At 69.9% G+C, this 21,258-nt stretch carries 16 protein-coding genes; 1 reads left to right on the forward strand and 15 read right to left on the reverse strand.

Annotation, left to right across the window (positions count from 1 at the left end):
* The first annotated feature begins 1 nt into the window (after nt 1).
* Entirely contained in the window at nt 2-2,773 is a 2,772-nt protein-coding gene (locus BIV25_RS18520; protein WP_071373439.1) for a fumarate reductase/succinate dehydrogenase flavoprotein subunit, read from the forward strand.
* A 48-nt stretch (nt 2,774-2,821) separates the two neighbouring features.
* Here the strand turns inward: BIV25_RS18520 and recQ are convergent, their stop codons facing one another.
* The 15 genes from recQ to BIV25_RS18595 all read right to left on the reverse strand — a co-directional run bounded on the left by recQ (nt 2,822) and on the right by BIV25_RS18595 (nt 20,931).
* On the reverse strand, nt 2,822-4,840 hold the full coding sequence (recQ, locus tag BIV25_RS18525; protein ID WP_071373440.1) for a DNA helicase RecQ: 2,019 nt from the start codon (nt 4,838-4,840) through the stop codon (nt 2,822-2,824).
* Between the two features lie 179 nt (nt 4,841-5,019).
* Nucleotides 5,020-6,669, reverse strand: coding sequence for an NADH-quinone oxidoreductase subunit NuoN (gene nuoN / locus BIV25_RS18530; RefSeq protein ID WP_071373441.1), 1,650 nt, complete (start codon nt 6,667-6,669; stop codon nt 5,020-5,022).
* Nucleotides 6,666-8,237: an NADH-quinone oxidoreductase subunit M gene (locus BIV25_RS18535; RefSeq protein WP_071373442.1), complete on the reverse strand. Its 1,572-nt coding sequence runs from the start codon at nt 8,235-8,237 to the stop codon at nt 6,666-6,668. The genes nuoN and BIV25_RS18535 overlap by 4 nt, the downstream gene beginning before the upstream one ends.
* 5 nt (nt 8,238-8,242) lie before the next feature.
* Entirely contained in the window at nt 8,243-10,138 is a 1,896-nt protein-coding gene (gene nuoL, locus BIV25_RS18540) for an NADH-quinone oxidoreductase subunit L (protein WP_071373443.1), read from the reverse strand.
* Between the two features lie 15 nt (nt 10,139-10,153).
* Nucleotides 10,154-10,453 carry an NADH-quinone oxidoreductase subunit NuoK gene (gene nuoK, locus BIV25_RS18545; RefSeq protein WP_071373444.1) on the reverse strand — a complete coding sequence of 100 codons (300 nt, stop codon included), beginning with the start codon at nt 10,451-10,453 and terminating at the stop codon, nt 10,154-10,156.
* The gene (locus BIV25_RS18550; RefSeq protein ID WP_071373445.1) at nt 10,450-11,292 is read right to left on the reverse strand and encodes an NADH-quinone oxidoreductase subunit J; all 843 of its coding nucleotides are present in this window, start codon (nt 11,290-11,292) and stop codon (nt 10,450-10,452) included. Before BIV25_RS18550 ends, nuoK begins: the two co-directional genes overlap by 4 nt.
* Entirely contained in the window at nt 11,289-11,915 is a 627-nt protein-coding gene (gene nuoI / locus BIV25_RS18555) for an NADH-quinone oxidoreductase subunit NuoI (protein ID WP_071373446.1), read from the reverse strand. Before nuoI ends, BIV25_RS18550 begins: the two co-directional genes overlap by 4 nt.
* Nucleotides 11,908-13,272, reverse strand: coding sequence for an NADH-quinone oxidoreductase subunit NuoH (gene nuoH, locus BIV25_RS18560; protein WP_071373447.1), 1,365 nt, complete (start codon nt 13,270-13,272; stop codon nt 11,908-11,910). The genes nuoI and nuoH overlap by 8 nt, the downstream gene beginning before the upstream one ends.
* On the reverse strand, nt 13,269-15,773 hold the full coding sequence (locus tag BIV25_RS18565) for an NADH-quinone oxidoreductase subunit G (RefSeq protein WP_071373448.1): 2,505 nt from the start codon (nt 15,771-15,773) through the stop codon (nt 13,269-13,271). The genes nuoH and BIV25_RS18565 overlap by 4 nt, the downstream gene beginning before the upstream one ends.
* Nucleotides 15,770-17,119 carry an NADH-quinone oxidoreductase subunit NuoF gene (nuoF, locus tag BIV25_RS18570; protein WP_177235325.1) on the reverse strand — a complete coding sequence of 450 codons (1,350 nt, stop codon included), beginning with the start codon at nt 17,117-17,119 and terminating at the stop codon, nt 15,770-15,772. Before nuoF ends, BIV25_RS18565 begins: the two co-directional genes overlap by 4 nt.
* On the reverse strand, nt 17,116-17,907 hold the full coding sequence (nuoE, locus tag BIV25_RS18575) for an NADH-quinone oxidoreductase subunit NuoE (protein WP_071373450.1): 792 nt from the start codon (nt 17,905-17,907) through the stop codon (nt 17,116-17,118). The genes nuoF and nuoE overlap by 4 nt, the downstream gene beginning before the upstream one ends.
* Nucleotides 17,904-19,244, reverse strand: coding sequence for an NADH-quinone oxidoreductase subunit D (locus BIV25_RS18580; protein ID WP_071373451.1), 1,341 nt, complete (start codon nt 19,242-19,244; stop codon nt 17,904-17,906). The genes nuoE and BIV25_RS18580 overlap by 4 nt, the downstream gene beginning before the upstream one ends.
* Entirely contained in the window at nt 19,241-20,005 is a 765-nt protein-coding gene (locus BIV25_RS18585) for an NADH-quinone oxidoreductase subunit C (RefSeq protein ID WP_071373452.1), read from the reverse strand. Before BIV25_RS18585 ends, BIV25_RS18580 begins: the two co-directional genes overlap by 4 nt.
* Nucleotides 20,002-20,556: an NADH-quinone oxidoreductase subunit B family protein gene (locus BIV25_RS18590; protein ID WP_053654534.1), complete on the reverse strand. Its 555-nt coding sequence runs from the start codon at nt 20,554-20,556 to the stop codon at nt 20,002-20,004. The genes BIV25_RS18585 and BIV25_RS18590 overlap by 4 nt, the downstream gene beginning before the upstream one ends.
* Before the next feature lie 15 nt (nt 20,557-20,571).
* Entirely contained in the window at nt 20,572-20,931 is a 360-nt protein-coding gene (locus BIV25_RS18595; RefSeq protein ID WP_003992243.1) for an NADH-quinone oxidoreductase subunit A, read from the reverse strand.
* Nucleotides 20,932-21,258 lie beyond the last annotated feature (327 nt).

The raw sequence follows: 21,258 nt of genomic DNA on the forward strand, positions 1-21,258 counted from the left end.
GGTGACCACCCCCGCGCCCACCCTCCCGGAGATTCCCGCCGTCACCGACGCCGAGGAGCTGACCTGCGACGTCCTCGTCATCGGCGGTGGCACCGCCGGCACCATGGCCGCGCTGACCGCCGCCGAGCACGGCGCCGGCGTCCTGCTGCTGGAGAAGGCCCACGTCCGTCACTCCGGCGCGCTCGCCATGGGCATGGACGGCGTCAACAACGCGGTCGTCCCGGGCCGCGCCGAACCCGACGACTACGTCGCCGAGATCACCCGCGCCAACGACGGCATCGTCGACCAGTCCACCGTCCGGCAGACCGCCACCCGGGGTTTCGCGATGGTGCAGCGGCTGGAGTCGTACGGCGTCAAGTTCGAGAAGGACGAGCACGGTGAGTACGCGGTGCGCCAGGTGCATCGCTCCGGCTCGTACGTACTGCCGATGCCAGAGGGCAAGGACGTCAAAAAGGTCCTCTACCGACAGTTGCGGCGGCGCGAGATGCGGGAGCGGATCCGCATCGAGAACCGTGTGATGCCGGTCCGGGTGCTCACGGCGGGTGGGCGGGCCGTGGGCGCCGCGGGCTTCCACACCCGCACCGGCGCCTTCGTCACCGTCCGCGCGGGGGCGGTCATCCTCGCGACCGGTGCCTGTGGCCGGCTCGGGCTGCCCGCCTCCGGCTACCTGTACGGCACCTACGAGAACCCCACCAACGCCGGTGACGGATACGCCATGGCCTACCACGCGGGCGCCGAGCTGACCGGTATCGAGTGCTTCCAGATCAACCCGCTCATCAAGGACTACAACGGGCCCGCCTGCGCCTACGTCGCCAACCCCTTCGGCGGCTACCAGGTCAACCGGCACGGCGAGCGGTTCGTCGACTCGGACTACTGGTCCGGGCAGATGATGGCCGAGTTCGCCGCCGAGGTCGCCGGTGACCGCGGCCCGGTCTACCTCAAGCTCAGCCATCTCCCCGACGAGTCGGTGTCCGCGCTGGAGTCGATCCTGCACTCCACCGAGCGCCCCACCCGGGGCACCTTCCACGCCGGGCGCGGGCACGACTACCGCACCCACGACGTCGAGATGCACATCTCCGAGATCGGCCTGTGCGGCGGCCACTCCGCCTCCGGCGTCCGTGTCGACGACCACGCCCGTACGACTGTCCCCGGCCTGTACGCCGCCGGTGACCTCGCGTGTGTCCCGCACAACTACATGATCGGGGCCTTCGTCTTCGGCGACCTCGCGGGCGCGGACGCCGCCCGGCACACGGCGTACTCCGGTGAACTTCCCGCGGACCAGGTCCGCGAGGCGCACGAGCTGATCTACCGTCCGCTGCGCCACCCGGACGGCCCGCCGCAGCCCCAGGTCGAGTACAAGCTGCGCCGCTTCGTGAACGACTACGTGGCACCGCCGAAGTCCGGCGCGCGACTCTCCCTCGCCCTGGAGGCCTTCGAGCGGATGCGTGCCGACATCGCCGCCATGGGCGCCCGTACCCCGCACGAGCTGATGCGCTGCGCCGAGGTCACCTTCATCCGCGACTGCGCCGAGATGGCCGCCCGCGCCTCTCTCGCCCGCACCGAGTCCCGCTGGGGCCTCTACCACGACCGTCTCGACCATCCCGGGCGGGACGACGCCTCCTGGTTCCACCATCTCGATCTGCACAAGTCCCCCTCTGGTGCGATGGAGTTCACGGCCCGTCCCGTGGCTCCCTATCTGGTCCCCGTCGAGGAGTTCGCGCCCGCAGGCGGTCCCTCCCGGCGGATCGGCGAGGTCCACCCCGAGCACGTGGCGACGGCCGGCCCGCGCGAGGCGGCACCGGTCGCCGCAGGCCCGGCGCCCGCACGCGCCGCCGCCTCCGCCCCCGGCGTGCGGGCCGGCGCCCACGGCGCCGCCTCGCCCCGGCTCCTCCAGCTGCTGGAACTGGCCGAGGCGGAGCCAAAACTCGTCGCTCTGGAGCCCTACTTGACGGACTCCGACCCCGCCGTGCGCCGTACGGCCGTCGCGGTGCTCACCGAGACCGTGCCGCCCGGCGGCGGGCTGGCCCTGGCCGGTGCGCTCGCCGACCCCGACGCCGAGGTCCGCGCGGCCGCCGCGGCCTCGCTGCGCGAGCTCGTCGAGACCCTGCCGCCCGACCCCGCCCTGGGCGACGCCCTCACCGGTGCGCTCGACCAGGCCGACCCCGTGGTCCGGGCCGCAGCCCTCGATGTGCTGCGCGCCCTGCGGCTCGGCGGGGCCGGTGTGTTCGCCGCGGCGCTGGACGACCCCGACATCGCCGTCCGTACCGAGGCCGTACGCGCGCTGGTCTCCGTCGACGCCGTCCGCCCGCTGGCCGGTGCCGCGGACGATCCCTCCCGGGAGGTCCGGGTCACGGTGGCCAGGGCGCTGGCCGCCGTCGCCCCGGCCGCGTCGGCAGAAGCCGACCAGCAACTGGTCAGCGCCGCTCTGGACCGGCTGACCGAGGACACCGATGCCCTGGTCCGCGGCGCCGCGCTCGGCGCGCTGGCCGGCACCGGCTGCCCGGCGCCGCTCGCCGCCCGGGCCGTGGCCGCCCTGTCCGACCCGGCCTGGCAGGTCCGCTCCGGCGCCGCCACCGCGCTGTCGGCCGCGGCCGCCGGCACTGCCGTACCCGCGCTGGCCAAGGCCCTGGCCGACGCCAACGCCGACGTGCGCAAGGCGGCCGTCCTGGCCCTGACGCGGCATCGGGGCACGGCACAGGCCCGCGCGGCTCTCACCACGGCCGCGACCGACTCGGACGCGGACGTCAGGGCCTATGCGGCGCGGGGGCTGTGACGATCCCCCGCGTCTCCTCGTCCCGACGCGCCCGACCCGCTCCGCCCGCTATATCCAGTCGTCCGGCTCCGGCTCCTCGTCCTGCTCCGGCCAGTCGGCGTCCTGCGTGGCACCGGCGGCCGGAGCCGACCCCGCCGGATCAGCCGGACCCGCCGACCCCGCCGGATCGTCCCGGGAAGCCAGCACCGCCAGTACGGCCTCCCCGTACGTGGCCAGCTTCTTCTCGCCGACGCCGCTCACCGTGCCCAGCTCGTGCACCGAGGTGGGGTTCAGGGTGACGATCGCGCGCAGGGTGGCGTCGTTGAAGACGATGTACGGCGGGACACCCTGCTCACGGGCCTGTTCGGTGCGCCAGGCACGCAGGGCCTCGAAGGCGGGCAGCAGTTCGTCGGGCAGCTCGGCCGCGGCGACCTTGGCCTTGCTGCCGCCGCCGGACGCACTCGCCGACCGCGACCGGGCCACGGCCGGCTTCTTCGGCTCCTTGCGCAGCGGCACCTCCCGCTCCTGCCGCAGCACCGTACCGCTCTCCTCGGTGAGCACCAGCGTGCCGTACTCCCCCTCGACCGCGAGCAGTCCCTGGGCCAGCAGCTGCCGGATGGCGCCCCGCCACTCGGCCTCGGTGAGGTCCGTACCGATACCGAAGACGGACAGCTGGTCGTGGTCGAACTGGATGACCTTGCCGGTGCGCTTGCCGAGCAGGATGTCGACGATCTGCACGGCGCCGAACTTCTGCCCGCGCTCGCGCTGCAGCCGTACCACGGTCGACAGCACCTTCTGTGCGGCGATCGTGCCGTCCCAGGTCTCCGGCGGAGTCAGGCAGGTGTCGCAGTTACCGCAGCCGGCCGGATCGGGGTCCTGGCCGAAGTAGGCGAGGAGCTGGCCGCGGCGGCACCGGGCCGTCTCGCACAGCGCGAGCATCGCGTCGAGGTGGGCGGAGGCGCGGCGGCGGAAGGCCTCGTCGCCCTCGCCGGACTGGATCAGCTTGCGCTGCTGTATGACGTCGTTCAGGCCGTACGCCATCCACGCCGTGGACGGCTGTCCGTCGCGGCCCGCGCGGCCGGTCTCCTGGTAGTAGCCCTCGATCGACTTGGGCAGATCCAAGTGGGCGACGAACCGTACGTCCGGCTTGTCGATGCCCATGCCGAAGGCGATGGTCGCCACGACGACCAGGCCGTCCTCGCGCAGGAACCGGGACTGGTGAGCGGCGCGCACGCCCGCGTCCAGGCCCGCGTGGTAGGGCACCGCCTCGATGCCGTTGGCGGCCAGGAACTCCGCCGTCCGCTCCACCGAGTTGCGCGACAGGCAGTACACGATGCCCGCGTCGCCCGCGTGCTCCTGCCGCAGGAACGCGAGCAGCTGTTTCTTGGGGTCGGCCTTGGGCACGATCCGGTACTGGATGTTGGGCCGGTCGAAGCTGGCGACGAAGTGGCGGGCCGTCGGCAGGTTCAACCGCTGGGTGATCTCCTGGTGGGTGGCACGGGTCGCCGTCGCCGTGAGAGCGATCCGCGGGACGTCCGGCCAGCGCTCGCCGAGGAGGGACAGCGCGAGGTAGTCGGGACGGAAGTCGTGACCCCACTGGGACACGCAGTGCGCCTCGTCGATCGCGAAGACGGAGATCTTGCCGCGTGAGAGCAGGTCGAGCGTGGTGTCCAGCCGCAGCCTCTCCGGGGCCAGGTAGAGCAGGTCCAGCTCGCCGGAGAGGAACTCGGCCTCGACCAGACGACGCTCGTCGAAGTCCTGCGTGGAGTTCATGAAGCCGGCGCGCACGCCGAGGGCGCGCAGGGCGTCGACCTGGTCCTGCATCAGGGCGATCAGTGGGGAGATCACCACGCCTGTACCGGGTCTGACCAGGGCAGGGATCTGGTAGCAGAGCGACTTGCCGCCGCCGGTCGGCATGAGGACGAGGGCGTCGCCGCCGGCCACCACATGCTCGATGATCGCTTCCTGCTCGCCCCGGAAAGCCTCGTATCCGAAGATCCGGTGCAACGTGGCCAGCGCCTCGCTGTCGGCCGCGCCCGGCCCCTCGGTCACCTGTGGCATCTCGCTGATCCCGCCCGTCGCTTTCATGGTCCTGGTCCCCCGCCGGTCCCCCGTGTGTCGTATCCCGACCGCTGCCTCCACGATAGGGGGCCGCACCGACAGCCACGGAGTTATCCACAGGCTGTAGTCCCGGAAACACGCCGCTGCCCGGCGCCCCTCCGAGAGAGGGTGCCGGGCAGCGGCCCGTACACAGCGGAGCCGGAGCGTCAGCGCACGAAGACTCCCGCCTGGCTCGCCAGGTTCAGGAAGTACTGCGGAGCCACGCCGAGCACCAGGGTCACCGCCACGCCCAGGCCGATCGCGGCCATGGTCAGCGGGGACGGAACGGCCACCGTCGGGCCGTCCGGGCGCGGTTCGCTGAAGAACATCAGGACGATCACGCGGATGTAGAAGAACGCGGCGATCGCCGAGGAGATCACACCGATGACGACCAGCGGGGCCGCGCCGCCGGCCGCGGCCGCCTTGAACACGGCGAACTTTCCGGCGAAGCCGGAGGTCAGCGGGATGCCGGCGAAGGCCAGGAGGAAGACCGCGAAGACGGCTGCCACCAGAGGGGAGCGGCGGCCCAGTCCTGCCCACTTGGACAGGTGGGTCGCCTCGCCGCCCGCGTCGCGCACCAGCGTGACCACCGCGAAGGCGCCGATCGTCACGAAGGAGTAGCCGGCCAGGTAGAAGAGGACGGACGAGACGCCGTCCTTCGACGTGGCGATGACACCCGCGAGGATGAATCCGGCGTGTGCGATCGAGGAGTACGCCAGGAGGCGCTTGATGTCGGTCTGGGTGATGGCGACGATCGCACCGCCCAGCATGGTGATGATCGCGACCGCCCACATGACCGGCCGCCAGTCCCAGCGCATGCCCGGCAGGACGACGTACAGCAGACGCAGCAGCGCGCCGAACGCGGCCACCTTCGTCGCCGCCGCCATGAAGCCGGTCACCGGGGTCGGCGCGCCCTGGTAGACGTCGGGCGTCCACATGTGGAACGGCACCGCGCCCACCTTGAACAGCAGGCCCATAACGATCATGGCGCCGCCGATGAGCAGCAGCGCGTCGTTGCCCATGGTGCCCGCGAGCGCCGGGTCGACGTTGGTGACCGTGCCGTCGACGACCTGCGCGATGCGCGCGTACGACACCGAGCCCGCGTAGCCGTAGAGCAGGGCGATGCCGAACAGGGTGAACGCCGAGGCGAACGCACCGAGCAGGAAGTACTTGACCGCGGCCTCCTGCGACATGAGCCGCTTGCGGCGGGCCAGTGCGCACAGCAGGTACAGCGGCAGGGAGAAGACCTCCAGGGCCACGAACAGCGTCAGCAGGTCGTTGGCCGAGGGGAAGACCAGCATGCCCGCGATGGCGAACAACAGCAGCGGAAAGACCTCTGTCGTGGTGAAGCCCGCCTTCACCGCCGCCTTCTCGCCGTCGCTGCCGGGCACCGACGCCGCCTGTGCGGCGAAGGAGTCGACGCGGCTGCCGTGCGCGGCCGGGTCCAGGCGGCGCTCGGCGAAGGTGAACAGGGCGACCAGTCCGGCCAGCAGGATCGTGCCCTGGAGGAACAGGGCCGGGCCGTCGACGGCGATCGCGCCCATGGCCGCGATGTGCGCCTTGGTGGTGCCGTAGCCGTCGGCCGCGAGCCCGACCACCGCGGCGAACGCGGCGCACAGGGCGACGACGGACACGAACACCTGCGCGTAGTAGCGGGACTTGCGCGGGACGAACGCCTCGATCAGCACGCCGACCAGCGCGGCGCCGACGACGATCAGTGTCGGCGACAATTGTCCGTATTCGATATGCGGAGTCGGGATCTTCGCGATCGGGTCGGCCGCGGTTGTCCACAGGCTGTGGACGGCTGCTGTGCTCACTTGGCCGCCTCCACCGAGGGCTTGGGGTCGGTCTTGTGTACGTCGGACATGGTCTGCTTGACCGCCGGGTTGACGATGTCCGTGACGGGCTTCGGGTAGACGCCCAGGAAGATCAGCAGCACGATCAGCGGGGCGACCACCACCAGCTCGCGCGCGCGGAGGTCGGGCATCGCCGAGACCGCGGGCTTCACCGGGCCCGTCATCGTCCGCTGGTACAGCACGAGGGTGTAGAGCGCGGCGAGGACGATGCCGATGGTGGCGATGATGCCGATCGCCGGGTAGCGCGTGAACGTGCCGACCAGGACGAGGAATTCACTCACGAACGGTGCGAGGCCGGGCAGGGAGAGGGTGGCCAGGCTGCCGATCAGGAACGTGCCGGCGAGCACCGGGGCGACCTTCTGCACCCCGCCGTAGTCGGCGATGAGCCGCGAGCCGCGCCGGGAGATGAGGAACCCGGCGACCAGCATCAACGCGGCCGTGGAGATTCCGTGGTTGACCATGTAGAGCGTGGCGCCGGACTGGCCCTGGCTGGTCATCGCGAAGATGCCCATGATGATGAAGCCGAAGTGCGAGATCGACGCGTACGCCACCAGGCGCTTGATGTCGCGCTGGCCGACGGCGAGCAGTGCGCCGTAGACGATGCTGATCAGTGCCAGGACGAGGATGGCGGGCGTCGCCCACTTCGAGGCCTCCGGGAACAGCTGGAGGCAGAAGCGGAGCATCGCGAAGGTGCCCACCTTGTCGACGACCGCGGTGATCAGGACGGCGACCGGGGCGGTGGCCTCCTGCATGGCGTTGGGCAGCCAGGTGTGCAGCGGCCACAGCGGCGCCTTCACCGCGAAGGCGAAGAAGAAGCCGAGGAACAGCCAGCGTTCCGTGCTGGTCGCCATGTGCAGCGAGCCCGTCGCGCGCGCGTGCGCGATGTCCGCGAGGCTGAAGCTCCCGGCGACGACGTAGAGGCCGATCACCGCGGCGAGCATGATCAGGCCGCCGACGAGGTTGTAGAGGAGGAACTTCACGGCCGCGTACGACCGTTGCGTCGAAGCCGCCGCCTCACCCTGTGCGTGGGCGCGGTCGCCGAAGCCGCCGATGAGGAAGTACATCGGGATGAGCATGGCTTCGAAGAAGATGTAGAAGACGAAGACGTCGGTGGCCTCGAAGGAGATGATCACCGTCGCCTCGACGGCCAGGATCAGCGCGAAGAAGCCCTGTGTGGGCCGCCAGCGCCTGCTGCCCGTCTCCAGCGGGTCGGCGTCGTTCCAGCCGGCGAGGACGATGAACGGGATCAGCAGGGCGGTCAGCGCGACCAGCGCCACCGCGATGCCGTCCACGCCCAGCTCGTACCGCACCCCGAAGTCCGCGATCCAGGCGTGGGACTCGGTGAGCTGGTAGCGGGCGCCGCCCGGGTCGAAGCGGACCAGGATCGTGATCGCCAGGGCGAGTGTGGCGAGCGAGACGAGCAGCGCCAGCCATTTGGCGGCGGTTCGCCGCGCGGCCGGTACGGCGGCCGTGGCGACGGCTCCCACGGCCGGGAGCGCCGCCGTCGCTGTCAGCAGAGGAAAGGACATCGGTATCAGACCGCCCTCATCAGCAGGGTCGCGGCGACGAGGAGTGCCGCGCCGCCGAACATCGAGACCGCGTAGGAACGGGCGAAGCCGTTCTGGAGCCGGCGCAGCCGCCCGGACAGACCGCCGAAGCCGGCCGCCGTGCCGTTGACGACACCGTCCACCAGGGTGTGGTCGACGTACACCAGCGAGCGCGTCAAATGCTCGCCGCCGCGGACCAGGACCACGTGGTTGAAGTCGTCCTGGAGCAGGTCGCGGCGGGCCGCGCGGGTGAGCAGCGAACCGCGCGGGGCGACGGCCGGGACGGGCCTGCGGCCGTACTGCGCCCAGGCGATGCCGACGCCGATGACCAGGCAGACCATGGTCGCCCCGGTGACCGTCCAGGCGCCGACCGGGGAGTGGCCCTCGCTGTGTCCGGTGACCGGCTCCAGCCAGTGCAGGAAGCGGTCGCCGATGCTGAAGAAGGCACCGCCGAAGACCGAGCCGACGGCGAGCACGACCATCGGGATCGTCATGACCCTCGGGGACTCGTGCGGGTGCGGCTCGTTGCCGTTCTCGTCGGGCTGCCAGCGCTTCTCGCCGAAGAACGTCATCAGCATCACGCGCGTCATGTAAAAGGCGGTGATGGCGGCGCCCAGCAGGGCCGCGCCGCCGAGGATCCAGCCCTCGGTGCCGCCCTTCGCGAAGGCCGCCTCGATGATCTTGTCCTTGGAGAAGAAGCCGGACAGGCCCGGGAAGCCGATGATGGCGAGGTAGCCGAGGCCGAAGGTGATGAAGGTGACCGGCATGTACGTCCTGAGGCCGCCGTACCTGCGCATGTCGACCTCGTCGTTCATGCCGTGCATGACCGAACCGGCACCGAGGAACAGCCCGGCCTTGAAGAAGCCGTGCGTCACCAGGTGCATGATCGCGAAGACGTAGCCGACGGGGCCGAGGCCCGCGGCGAGGATCATGTAGCCGATCTGCGACATGGTCGAGCCGGCCAGCGCCTTCTTGATGTCGTCCTTGGCGCAACCGACGATCGCACCGAACAGGAGCGTGACCGCGCCGACGACGGTGACCGCCAGCTGTGCGTCGGGAGCGGCGTTGAAGACCGCTCCGGAGCGGACGATCAGGTACACGCCCGCGGTCACCATCGTCGCCGCGTGGATCAGGGCCGAGACCGGGGTCGGGCCCTCCATGGCGTCCCCGAGCCAGGACTGCAGCGGCACCTGGGCGGACTTGCCGCAGGCCGCGAGCAGCAGCATCAGGCCGATCGCGGTGAGCTTGCCCTGGGAGGCGTCGGTCGCGTGGCCGAGGACCGGACCGAAGGCGAACGTCCCGTACGTCGCGAACATCAGCATGATCGCGATCGACAGGCCCATGTCGCCGACGCGGTTGACCAGGAAGGCCTTCTTCGCGGCCGTCGCGGCGCTGGGTTTGTGCTGCCAGAAACCGATCAGCAGGTACGAGGCCAGGCCGACGCCCTCCCAGCCGACGTACAGCAGCAGGTAGTTGTCGGCGAGGACGAGCAGCAGCATGGCCGCGAGGAACAGGTTGAGATAGCCGAAGAAGCGGCGGCGCCGCTCGTCGTGCTCCATGTACCCGACCGAGTACAGGTGGATCAGCGAGCCGACGCCCGTGATGAGCAGGACGAACGTCATCGACAGCTGGTCGAGGCGGAGGGTGGCGTCCGCCTGGAAGCCGGCCACCGGGACCCAGCTGAACAGGTGCTTGATCAGGGTGCGGTGTTCGGCGTTCTTGCCGAGCAGGTCGGCGAAGAGGATCAGGCCGAACACGAAGGAGGCGGCCGACAGGAGCGTGCCGATCCAGTGGCCGACGCGGTCCAGGCGCCGGCCGCCGGTCAGCAGGACGGCCGCTCCGAGCAGGGGCGCCGCGATGAGCAGCGCGATCAGGTTCTCCACGATTCTTCCGACCCCTTACAGCTTCATCAGGCTGGCGTCGTCGACCGAGGCCGAGTGGCGGGTACGGAACAGCGACACGATGATCGCGAGGCCCACCACGACCTCCGCGGCGGCGACGACCATCGTGAAGAACGCGATGACCTGGCCGTCGAGGTTGCCGTGCATCCGGGAGAAGGTGACGAACGCGAGGTTGCAGGCGTTCAGCATCAGCTCGATGCACATGAAGACCACGATGGCGTTGCGACGGATCAGGACCCCCGTCGCGCCGATCGTGAACAACAGGGCCGAGAGGTACAGGTAGTTGACCGGGTTCACTTCGACGCCTCCTCGGACCGCTTGAACGTCGTCGGTTCGATCGCCGTGCGCTCCAGGCGCTCCTTCGAGCGCTGCTCCAGCGCCTTGAGGTCGCCGAGGGCCTCCGCCGAGACGTCACGGATCTGGCCGCGTTCGCGCAGCGTCTTGCTGACGGTCAGCTCGGACGGGGTGCCGTCGGGCAGCAGGCCGGCGATGTCCACGGCGTTGTGCCGGGCGTAGACACCGGGGGCGGGCAGCGGCGGGACGTGCTTGCCCTCGCGGATGCGCTGCTCGGACAGCTCGCGCTGGGTCTTGGCGCGCTCGGTGCGCTCCCGGTGCGTGAGCACCATGGCGCCGACGGCGGCCGTGATCAGCAGGGCGCCGGTGATTTCGAAGGCGAAGACGTACTTGGTGAAGATGAGGGAGGCGAGGCCCTCCACGTTGCCGTTCGCGTTCGCCCGGCCGGTGCCGTCGAACTCCTTCAGCGAGGCGTTGCCGATGCCGGCGAACAGCAGGACGCCGAAGCCGACCCCGCACAGAAGGGCCAGCCAGCGCTGGCCCTTGATGGTCTCCTTCAGCGAGTCCGCGGCCGTCACGCCGACGAGCATCACCACGAACAGGAACAACATCATGATCGCGCCGGTGTAGACGACGATCTGCACGATCCCGAGGAAGTAGGCGCCGTTGGCGAGGTAGAACACCGCCAGGACGATCATGGTCCCGGCGAGGGAGAGGGCGCTGTGCACGGACTTCTTCATGAAGACGGTGCACAGGGCGCCGATCACCGCGACGGTGGCGAGCACCCAGAACTGGAAGGCCTCGCCGGTGGAGGTGGTGTAGGCGGCGAGCTGCGGGCTCATGCGTCCACCTCCTGCTCCTGGCCGTGGTCCTGCTGCCGGTCCTCGGGGGACTCGCCCTTGGAGACGGCGACCTGCCGTACGGTGCCGGGCGCTGCCTGGGTCACCAGGCCGCGGTAGTAGTCCTGTTCGTCGGTGCCCGGGAAGATCGCGTGGGGCGTGTCGACCATGCCGTCCTCGAGACCGGCGAGCAGCTGTTCCTTGGTGTAGATGAGGTTGGCGCGGCTGGAGTCGGCCAGCTCGAACTCGTTGGTCATCGTGAGCGCGCGCGTGGGGCACGCTTCGATGCACAGGCCGCACAGGATGCAGCGGGCGTAGTTGATCTGGTAGACGCGGCCGTACCGCTCGCCCGGCGAGTAGCGCTCCTCGTCGGTGTTGTCGGCGCCCTCGACGTAGATCGCGTCGGCAGGGCAGGCCCAGGCGCACAGCTCGCAGCCGACGCACTTCTCCAGGCCGTCCGGATGGCGGTTGAGCTGGTGCCGTCCGTGGAACCGCGGGGCCGTGGTCTTCTTCTGTTCGGGGTACTGCTCGGTCAGCCGCTTCTTGAACATGGCCTTGAAGGTCACGCCGAAGCCGGCCACGGGGTTCAGGAAACCGGGCTTGGTCTCCTTGGGCTCCTCAGCCATCGGACGCCTCCTTTCCATCCGAAGATCCGTCACTGACAGTGTCCGACCCACCACTGACAATCAGCTCCCGCTCGCGGCGGGGGCGGCGCCTCGGCACCGGCGGGAGCTCCTGTCCGGGCAGGGGCGGGACCGGGAATCCTCCCGCCATCGGGTCGAACCCGGCGTCCTGCACGGCGGGCTGCTCGGTCTCCTTCGCCTTCTCGCGGAACATGTCGGCGACGAAGGAGAGCAGCAGCAGGGCGAGGACTCCGCCGCCGACGTAGAGGGCGATGTCGGCGAAGTCGTAGTGCGCGTTACGCAGGGCCCGTACCGTCGCCACCAGCATCAGCCAGGTCACCGAGACCGGGATGAGGACCTTCCAGCCGAGCTTCATCAGCTGGTCGTAGCGCACGCGCGGGAGCGTGCCGCGCAGCCAGATGAAGAAGAACAGCAGCAACTGGACCTTGATGACGAACCAGAGCAGCGGCCACCAGCCGTGGTTGGCGCCCGCCCAGAAGGTGCTGATCGGCCAGGGGGCGCGCCAGCCGCCGAGGAAGAGCGTGGTCGACACGGCCGAGACCGTCACCATGTTCACGTACTCGGCGAGCATGAACATCGCGAACTTGATGGACGAGTACTCGGTGTTGAAGCCGCCGACCAGGTCGCCCTCGGACTCTGGCATGTCGAAGGGGGCGCGGTTGGTCTCGCCGACCATCGTGACGATGTAGAGGATGAAGGAGACCGGCAGCAGCAGGATGTACCAGCGGTCGTGCTGCTGTTCCACGATCGTGGACGTCGACATCGACCCCGAGTAGAGGAACACGGAGGCGAACGCGGCGCCCATGGCGATCTCGTAGGAGATCATCTGCGCGCAGGAGCGCAGGCCACCCAGGAGCGGATAGGTGGATCCAGAACTCCAACCCGCGAGGACGATGCCGTAGATGCCGACGGAGGCGACCGCGAGGATGTAGAGCATCGCGATCGGCAGGTCGGTGAGCTGCATCGCGGTGCGGTGGCCGAAGATCGAGATCTCGTTGCCGGCCGGGCCGAAGGGGATCACCGCGATCGCCATGAAGGCCGGGATGGCCGCGACGATCGGCGCGAGGACGTAGACCACCTTGTCCGCGCGTTTGACGATGACGTCTTCCTTGAGCATCAGCTTCACGCCGTCGGCGAGCGACTGGAGCATGCCCCAGGGGCCGTGCCGGTTGGGGCCGATGCGCAGCTGCATCCAGGCGACGACCTTGCGCTCCCAGACGATGGAGAACAGCACGGTCACCATCAGGAAGGCGAAGCAGAACACCGCCTTGACGACGACCAGCCACCAGGGGTCGCGGCCGAACATCGAGAGGTCTTCAGCGGCGAGGAACGGGCTCATGCCTCCACCTCCTTGGGGGCCTCTTCGACGGCTGCCGCCGGGCCGATGCGGACGAGGGAGCCGGGCTGTGCCCCGGTGTCGGAGGCGACGCCGGCCCCGGCGGAGTTCATCGGGAGCCAGACCACGCGGTCGGGCATCTCGGTGACCTGGAGCGGGAGTTCGGTGGTGCCGGCCGGGCCGGTGACGGCGAGGAGTTCGCCGTCCCGCACGCCCGCCTCGGCGGCCGTCGCCGCCGACACGCGCGCGCGTGCGGCGTGCCGGGTGCCGGCGAGCGCTTCGTCGCCCTGCTGGAGGACGCCCTGGTCGAGCAGCAGCCGGTGCCCGGCGAGCACGGCCTCGCCGACGGCCGGACGTGGCAGCACGCCCGGGGACTCCTGGGGCTCGGTGGCGTGCGGGCCGTCCCAGGAGCCGAGCCGGTCGATCTCCGCGCGCGTGGTGCGCAGATCCGGCAGACCGAGGTGGACGTCCATGGCGTCGGCGAGCATCTGCAGCACGCGCGCGTCGGTCGGCGCGAGACGGCGGGTCATCTGGTCGGGCTTGAGGGCGGCCTCGAAGAGCCGCACCCTGCCTTCCCAGTTGAGGAAGGTGCCCGCCTTCTCGGCCGCCGCGGCGACCGGCAGGACGACGTCGGCGTGCTCCGTGACCTCGCCGGGCCGCAGCTCCAGCGAGACCAGGAAGCCGACGCTGCCCAGTGCCTCACGCGCGCGTGCCGGGTCGGGCAGGTCGGCGACCTCGACACCGGCGACCACGAGGGCGGACAGTTCGCCTGTGGCGGCGGCTTCGACGATGTGGTGCGTGTCGCGGCCGTAGCGCAGCGGGAGTTCGGCCAGCCCCCAGGCAGCGGCGACCTCCTCCCGCGCGCGCGGGTGGGTCGCCGGGCGGCCGCCCGGCAGCAGCGACGGCAGCGCACCGACCTCGACGGCGCCGCGTTCACCGGCCCGGCGCGGGATCCACACCAGCCGGGCGCCGGTCGCGGTGGCGGCGCGGACGGCTGCGGTGAGCCCGCCCGCGACCGAGGCGAGCCGCTCGCCGACGACGATGACCGCGCCCTCACCGCGCAAGGCCTCCGCCGCGCGCGTGCCGGGCTCCTCCAGCCCGACGCCGCTCGCGAGGGCGTCCAGCCACTCGGTCTCGGTGCCCGGCGCGGCCGGCAGCAGCGTGCCGCCCGCCTTCTCCAGGCCCCGGGTCGCGTGCGTGGCCACCGCGAAGACCTGCTGCTTGTGCCTGCGCCAGGCCTTGCGCAGCCGCAGGAAGACGCCGGGCGCCTCCTCCTCGGACTCGAAGCCGACCAGCAGGACGGCGGGCGCCTTCTCCAGGGAGGTGTACGTGACACCCGTACCGTCGAGGTCACGGCCGCGGCCGGCCACCTGCGACGCCAGGAAGTCGGCCTCCTCGCCGCTGTGCACGCGCGCGCGGAAGTCGATGTCGTTGGTGTCGAGCGCCACGCGCGCGAACTTGCTGTACGCGTAGGCGTCCTCGACGGTGAGCCGGCCGCCGATGAGGACGCCGGCCCGGGAGCGGGCTGCGCTCAGCCCGCGCGCGGCCGCGTCCAGCGCCTGCGGCCAGGAGGCGGGCTCCAGGACTCCGTCGGCGCCCCGCACCAGCGGGGTGTCGAGGCGGTCCTTCGCCCGCGCGTACCGGAACGCGAAGCGTCCCTTGTCGCAGATCCACTCCTCGTTGACCTCGGGGTCGTTCTCGGCGAGCCGCCGCATGACCTTGCCGCGCCGGTGGTCGGTGCGGGTGGCGCAGCCGCCGGAGCAGTGCTCGCACACCGAGGGCGAGGAGATGAGGTCGAAGGGGCGGGAGCGGAAGCGGTAGGCGGCCGAGGTCAGCGCGCCGACCGGGCAGATCTGGATGGTGTTGCCGGAGAAGTACGACTCGAACGGGTCGCCCTCGCCGGTGCCGACCTGCTGCAGCGCGCCCCGCTCCAGCAGCTCGATCATCGGGTCGCCCGCGATCTGTTGGGAGAACCGGGTGCAGCGGGCGCACAGCACGCACCGTTCGCGGTCGAGCAGGACCTGGGTGGAGATCGGTACGGGCTTCTCGTAGGTGCGCTTCTTGCCGTCGAAGCGGGACTCGGCGTTGCCGTGCGACATGGCCTGGTTCTGCAGCGGGCACTCGCCGCCCTTGTCGCAGACCGGGCAGTCCAGCGGGTGGTTGATGAGCAGCAGCTCCATCACGCCGTGCTGGGCCTTCTCGGCGACCGGCGAGGTGAGCTGGGTCTTCACCACCATGCCGTCGGTGCACGTGATGGTGCAGGACGCCATCGGCTTGCGCTGGCCCTCGACCTCGACGATGCACTGGCGGCAGGCGCCGACGGGGGCGAGGAGGGGGTGGTCGCAGAACCGGGGGATCTCGACGCCGACCTGCTCGGCAGCCCGGATGACCAGGGTGCCCTTGGGCACGCTGATCTCGATGCCGTCGATCGTCAGCGTGACGAGGTCCTCCGGCGGGACCGCCGCCTGCCCCCCTCCGGTGGGGGCACTGGTGGTCACGGTCATGCGTTCACCTCCGGGCGGTCCGCCCAGGCCGTCGACTTGGCCGGGTCGAAGGGGCAGCCCCGGCCCGTGATGTGCTGCTCGTACTCCTCGCGGAAGTACTTCAGCGAGGAGAAGATCGGGGACGCGGCGCCGTCGCCGAGGGCGCAGAACGACTTGCCGTTGATGTTGTCGGCGATGTCGGCGAGCTTGTCGAGGTCGACCATGACGCCCTTGCCCGCCTCGATGTCCCGCAGCAACTGCACCAGCCAGTACGTCCCTTCGCGGCAGGGCGTGCACTTGCCGCAGGACTCGTGCGCGTAGAACTCGGTCCAGCGGGTCACCGCACGCACCACGCAGGTCGTCTCGTCGAAGCACTGGAGCGCCTTGGTGCCGAGCATCGAACCGGCTGCGCCCACTCCTTCGTAGTCGAGAGGGACGTCGAGGTGCTCGTCGGTGAACATCGGGGTCGAGGAGCCGCCGGGCGTCCAGAACTTGAGGCGGTGGCCGGGCCGCATCCCGCCGCTCATGTCGAGGAGCTGCCGGAGCGTGATGCCGAGCGGGGCCTCGTACTGGCCGGGGCTCGCGACGTGGCCGCTGAGCGAGTAGAGCGTGAAGCCCGGGGACTTCTCGCTGCCCATCGACCTGAACCAGTCTTTCCCGTTTTTCAGGATTGCGGGAACCGACGCGATCGACTCGACGTTGTTCACAACAGTCGGGCAGGCATAGAGCCCTTCGACAGCAGGGAAGGGGGGACGCAGCCGCGGTTGACCACGGCGGCCTTCGAGTGAGTCCAGCAGTGCGGTCTCCTCACCGCAGATGTACGCGCCCGCGCCCGCGTGCACGGTGAGCTGGAGGTCGAGCCCGCTGCCCAGGATGTTCTCGCCGAGGTATCCCGCCGCACGGGCCTCGCGCACGGCCTCGTGCAACCGCCGCAGAACGGGGACGACTTCACCACGCAGATAGATGAAGGCATGCGACGACCTGATGGCGTAACACGCGATCACAATGCCCTCGATGAGGCTGTGCGGGTTCGCGAAGAGGAGCGGGATGTCCTTGCAGGTCCCGGGCTCCGACTCGTCGGCGTTGACAACTAGATAGTGCGGTTTTCCATCACCCTGCGGAATGAACTGCCACTTCATTCCGGTCGGGAACCCCGCGCCACCGCGGCCGCGCAGACCGGAGTCCTTGACGTACGCGATCAGGTCGTCCGGCGACATGGCGAGTGCCTTGCGCAGCCCCTCGTACCCCTCGTGCCTCCGGTAGACGTCCAGCGTCCAGGACCGGTCCTCGTCCCAGAAGGCCGACAACACGGGTGCGAGCAGCTTCTCGGGGCTGGTGTCCTTCAGCTCGGCTGCCACGGTCATCACTCCCCCTCCTCTGCGTCCTGGTCGGCGGACGGCGTGTCCTGGGGTTCCTCGTGCGGACCTCCGCGCGGATGGACCACGCGCGCGGGTGCGGCCTCTCCCCTTGCCAGGCGAAGGCCCACCAGCGACGCGGGTCCCGCACTGCCGCCCTCCTCGACGGCCCCGGGCCGCTCGTCGGGGAAGCCGGCCAGCATCCGCGCGGTCTCCTTGAAGGTGCACATCCGCGCCCCGCGCGTTGGCTGCACGGGCCGCCCCGCGCGCAGATCGTCGACCAGACGCTTGGCGCTGCCGGGTGTCTGGTTGTCGAAGAACTCCCAGTTGACCATCACGACCGGCGCGAAGTCGCAGGCCGCGTTGCACTCGATGTGCTCCAGGGTGACCTTGCCGTCGCCGGTGGTCTCGCCGTTGCCGACGCCCAGGTGCTCCTGGAGGGTCTCGAAGATCTCGTCGCCGCCCATCACCGCGCACAGCGTGTTGGTGCACACGCCGACCTGGTAGTCGCCGGACGCCTTGCGCCGGTACATGGTGTAGAAGGTGGCGACGGCGCTGACCTCGGCCGTGGTCAGGTCCAGCATGTCCGCGCAGAACCGCATTCCGGTGCGCGTGACGTGGCCCTCCTCCGACTGCACGAGGTGGAGCAGCGGCAGCAGGGCGGAGCGGGAGTCCGGGTAGCGCGCGATGACGTCGCGCGCGTCCGCCTCCAGCCGGGCCCGGACGTCGTCCGGGTACGCGGGCGCGGGCAGTTCGGGCATGCCCAGGCTGACGCCCCGCTCCGAAGAAGAGGTGGTCACCGGTCGACGCCTCCCATCACGGGGTCGATGGACGCGACGGCGACGATCACGTCGGCGACCTGGCCGCCTTCGCACATCGCCGCCATGGCTTGCAGGTTGGTGAAGGACGGGTCGCGGAAGTGGACCCGGTAGGGGCGGGTGCCGCCGTCGGAGACGGCGTGCACGCCGAGCTCGCCCTTGGGGGACTCGACGGCCGCGTACGCCTGTCCCGGCGGGACGCGGAAGCCCTCGGTGACGAGCTTGAAGTGGTGGATCAGGGCCTCCATGGAGGTGCCCATGATCTTCTTGATGTGGTCGAGGGAGTTGCCGAGTCCGTCCGGTCCCAGGGCGAGCTGGGCGGGCCAGGCGATCTTCTTGTCGGCGACCATGACCGGTCCGGGCTGGAGCCGGTCCAGGCACTGCTCGACGATCCCGAGCGACTGGCGCATCTCCTCCAGGCGGACCAGGAACCGGCCGTAGGCGTCGCAGGTGCCGGCGGTCGGGATCTCGAAGTCGTACGTCTCGTAGCCGCAGTACGGCTGCGCCTTGCGCAGGTCGTGCGGCAGGCCCGCGGAGCGCAGGATCGGGCCGGTGGCACCGAGGGCCATGCAGCCGGCCAGGTCGAGATAGCCGATGTCCTGCATGCGGGCCTTGAAGATGGGGTTCCCGGTGGCGAGCTTGTCGTACTCCGGGAGGTTCTTCTGCATCTTCTTCACGAACGCGCGGATCTGGTCCACCGCGCCGGGCGGCAGGTCCTGGGCGAGTCCGCCGGGCCGGATGTACGCGTGGTTCATGCGCAGGCCCGTGATGAGCTCGTAGAGGTCGAGAATCATTTCACGATCGCGGAATCCGTAGATCATGATCGTGGTGGCGCCCAGTTCCATGCCGCCGGTGGCGATGCACACCAGGTGGGAGGAGAGCCGGTTCAGCTCCATCAGGAGGACTCGGATGATCTTGGCGCGCTCGGTGATCTCGTCCTCGATGCCGAGGAGTTTCTCGACGGCGAGGCAGTAGGCGGTCTCGTTGAAGAAGGACGTGAGGTAGTCCATGCGCGTGACGAAGGTGGTGCCCTGCGTCCACGTGCGGAATTCGAGGTTCTTCTCGATGCCGGTGTGCAGATAGCCGATGCCGCAGCGGGCCTCGGTGACGGTCTCGCCGTCGATCTCCAGGATCAGGCGAAGCACTCCATGGGTGGACGGGTGCTGCGGACCCATGTTGACGACGATGCGTTCGTCGTCGGCGCGGGTCGCGGACTGGACGATCTCGTCCCAGTCGCCACCGGTGACCGTGTATACGGTGCCCTCGGTGGTCTCGCGCGCCGATGCGGCGTCGGCCGCGGATGCTGACTGCGTGCTCACGAGTACGACCTCCGCTGGTCCGGAGCCGGGATCTGGGCGCCCTTGTACTCGACGGGGATGCCGCCGAGGGGGTAGTCCTTGCGCTGCGGGTGGCCCTGCCAGTCGTCCGGCATCATGATCCGCGTCAGGGCCGGGTGACCGTCGAAGACGATCCCGAAGAAGTCGTAGGTCTCACGCTCGTGCCAGTCGTTCGTCGGATAGACGGGGACCAGGGACGGGATGCGCGGGTCGCTGTCGGGTGCGCTGACTTCGAGACGGATCAGCCGGTTGTGGGTGATCGAGCGCAGGTGGTAGACGGCGTGCAGCTCGCGGCCCTTGTCGTTCGGGTAGTGGACGCCGCTGACGCCGGTGCACAGCTCGAAGCGCAGAGCCGGGTCGTCGCGCAGGGTGCGGGCGACGCGGACCAGGTGCTCGCGTTCGATGTGGAAGGTCAGCTCGGCGCGGTCGACGACCGTCTTCTCGATGGCGGTCTCCGGGAGGAGTCCCTGTTCCTCCAGTGCGCCTTCGAGTTCGTCGGCGACCTCGTCGAACCAGCCGCCGTAGGGCCTGCTCGCGGGTCCCGGGAGGCGGACCGAGCGGACCAGTCCGCCGTAGCCGGAGGTGTCGCCGCCGTTGTTGGCGCCGAACATCCCGCGCTGGACGCGGATCTCCTCGCCGCCCTGGCCGCGCTGGCCGGGGAGGTTGGAGGCGGAGAGGTCCTTCTCGGGGTTCACCCCGTTCGCGGATCCGCCGGCGCCGTTGGTGCCGTTCGCGTCGCTCACCGCAGCAGCCCCTTCATCTCGATCGTGGGCAGGGCCTTGAGCGCCGCCTCCTCCGCCTCGCGGGCGGCCTCCTTGGCGTTCACACCGAGCTTGGAGGTCTGGATCTTCTGGTGGAGCTTGAGGATCGCGTCCATCAGCATCTCGGGGCGGGGCGGGCAGCCCGGCAGGTAGATGTCGACCGGGACGATGTGGTCGACGCCCTGGACGATCGCGTAGTTGTTGAACATGCCGCCCGAGGAGGCGCAGACGCCCATGGAGATCACCCACTTGGGGTTGGGCATCTGGTCGTAGACCTGCCGGAGCACCGGCGCCATCTTCTGGCTGACCCGGCCGGCGACGATCATCAGGTCGGCCTGGCGCGGCGAGCCGCGGAAGACCTCCATGCCGAAGCGCGCCAGGTCGTAACGGCCGGCACCGGTGGTCATCATCTCGATGGCGCAGCAGGCGAGGCCGAAGGTGGCCGGGAAGACGGACGCCTTGCGCACCCAGCCCGCGGCCTGCTCGACGGTGGTGAGCAGGAAGCCGCTCGGCAGCTTTTCTTCGAGTCCCATGTCGTTAAAGGCCCCTCAGTCCCATTCCAGGCCGCCGCGCCGCCATACGTACGCGTACGCGACGAAGACGGTGAGCACGAAGAGCAGCATCTCCACGAGCCCGAAGATCCCCAGGGCGTCGAACGTGACGGCCCAGGGGTAGAGGAAGACGATCTCGATGTCGAAGACGATGAAGAGCATCGCCGTCAGGTAGTACTTGATGGGGAAGCGCCCGCCGCCGGCCGGCGTGGGGGTCGGCTCGATACCGCATTCATAGGCCTCGAGCTTGGCGCGGTTGTACCGCTTCGGCCCGATCAGCGTGGCCATGACCACGGAGAAGATCGCAAAGCCTGCCCCGAGGGCTCCCAGTACGAGGATGGGCGCATACGCGTTCACCGCTCCTCGCTCCTCTCAGTCGGCGCTGACTGCTGGCGGTTCACAGGGCCCACACCCGCCTCACCGGTCCCACGCGCCCCGCTCGTCCCGGGCGAAGATCGAGAACATGTGAAGCAGGTCACAAGCCCAACTGCCTCGCATCTTATGCCCGCCGCTCTGTGATCTGCGACACGGGGTATTCCACAAGCTTTGTGATCTCCACCACCTGACGAAGGATCATGAAGTCGGATGATGGGTGATCTTCATACGCGAAGCGTTCAGTTGATCACCAGAAGTGACATTCCGGCCAGTCATCGCAGGCCGGAGGGGGCGTCTCAATATCAAGAG

This window comes from Streptomyces sp. MUSC 14 (assembly GCF_001866675.1).
Lineage (GTDB): Bacteria > Actinomycetota > Actinomycetes > Streptomycetales > Streptomycetaceae > Streptomyces.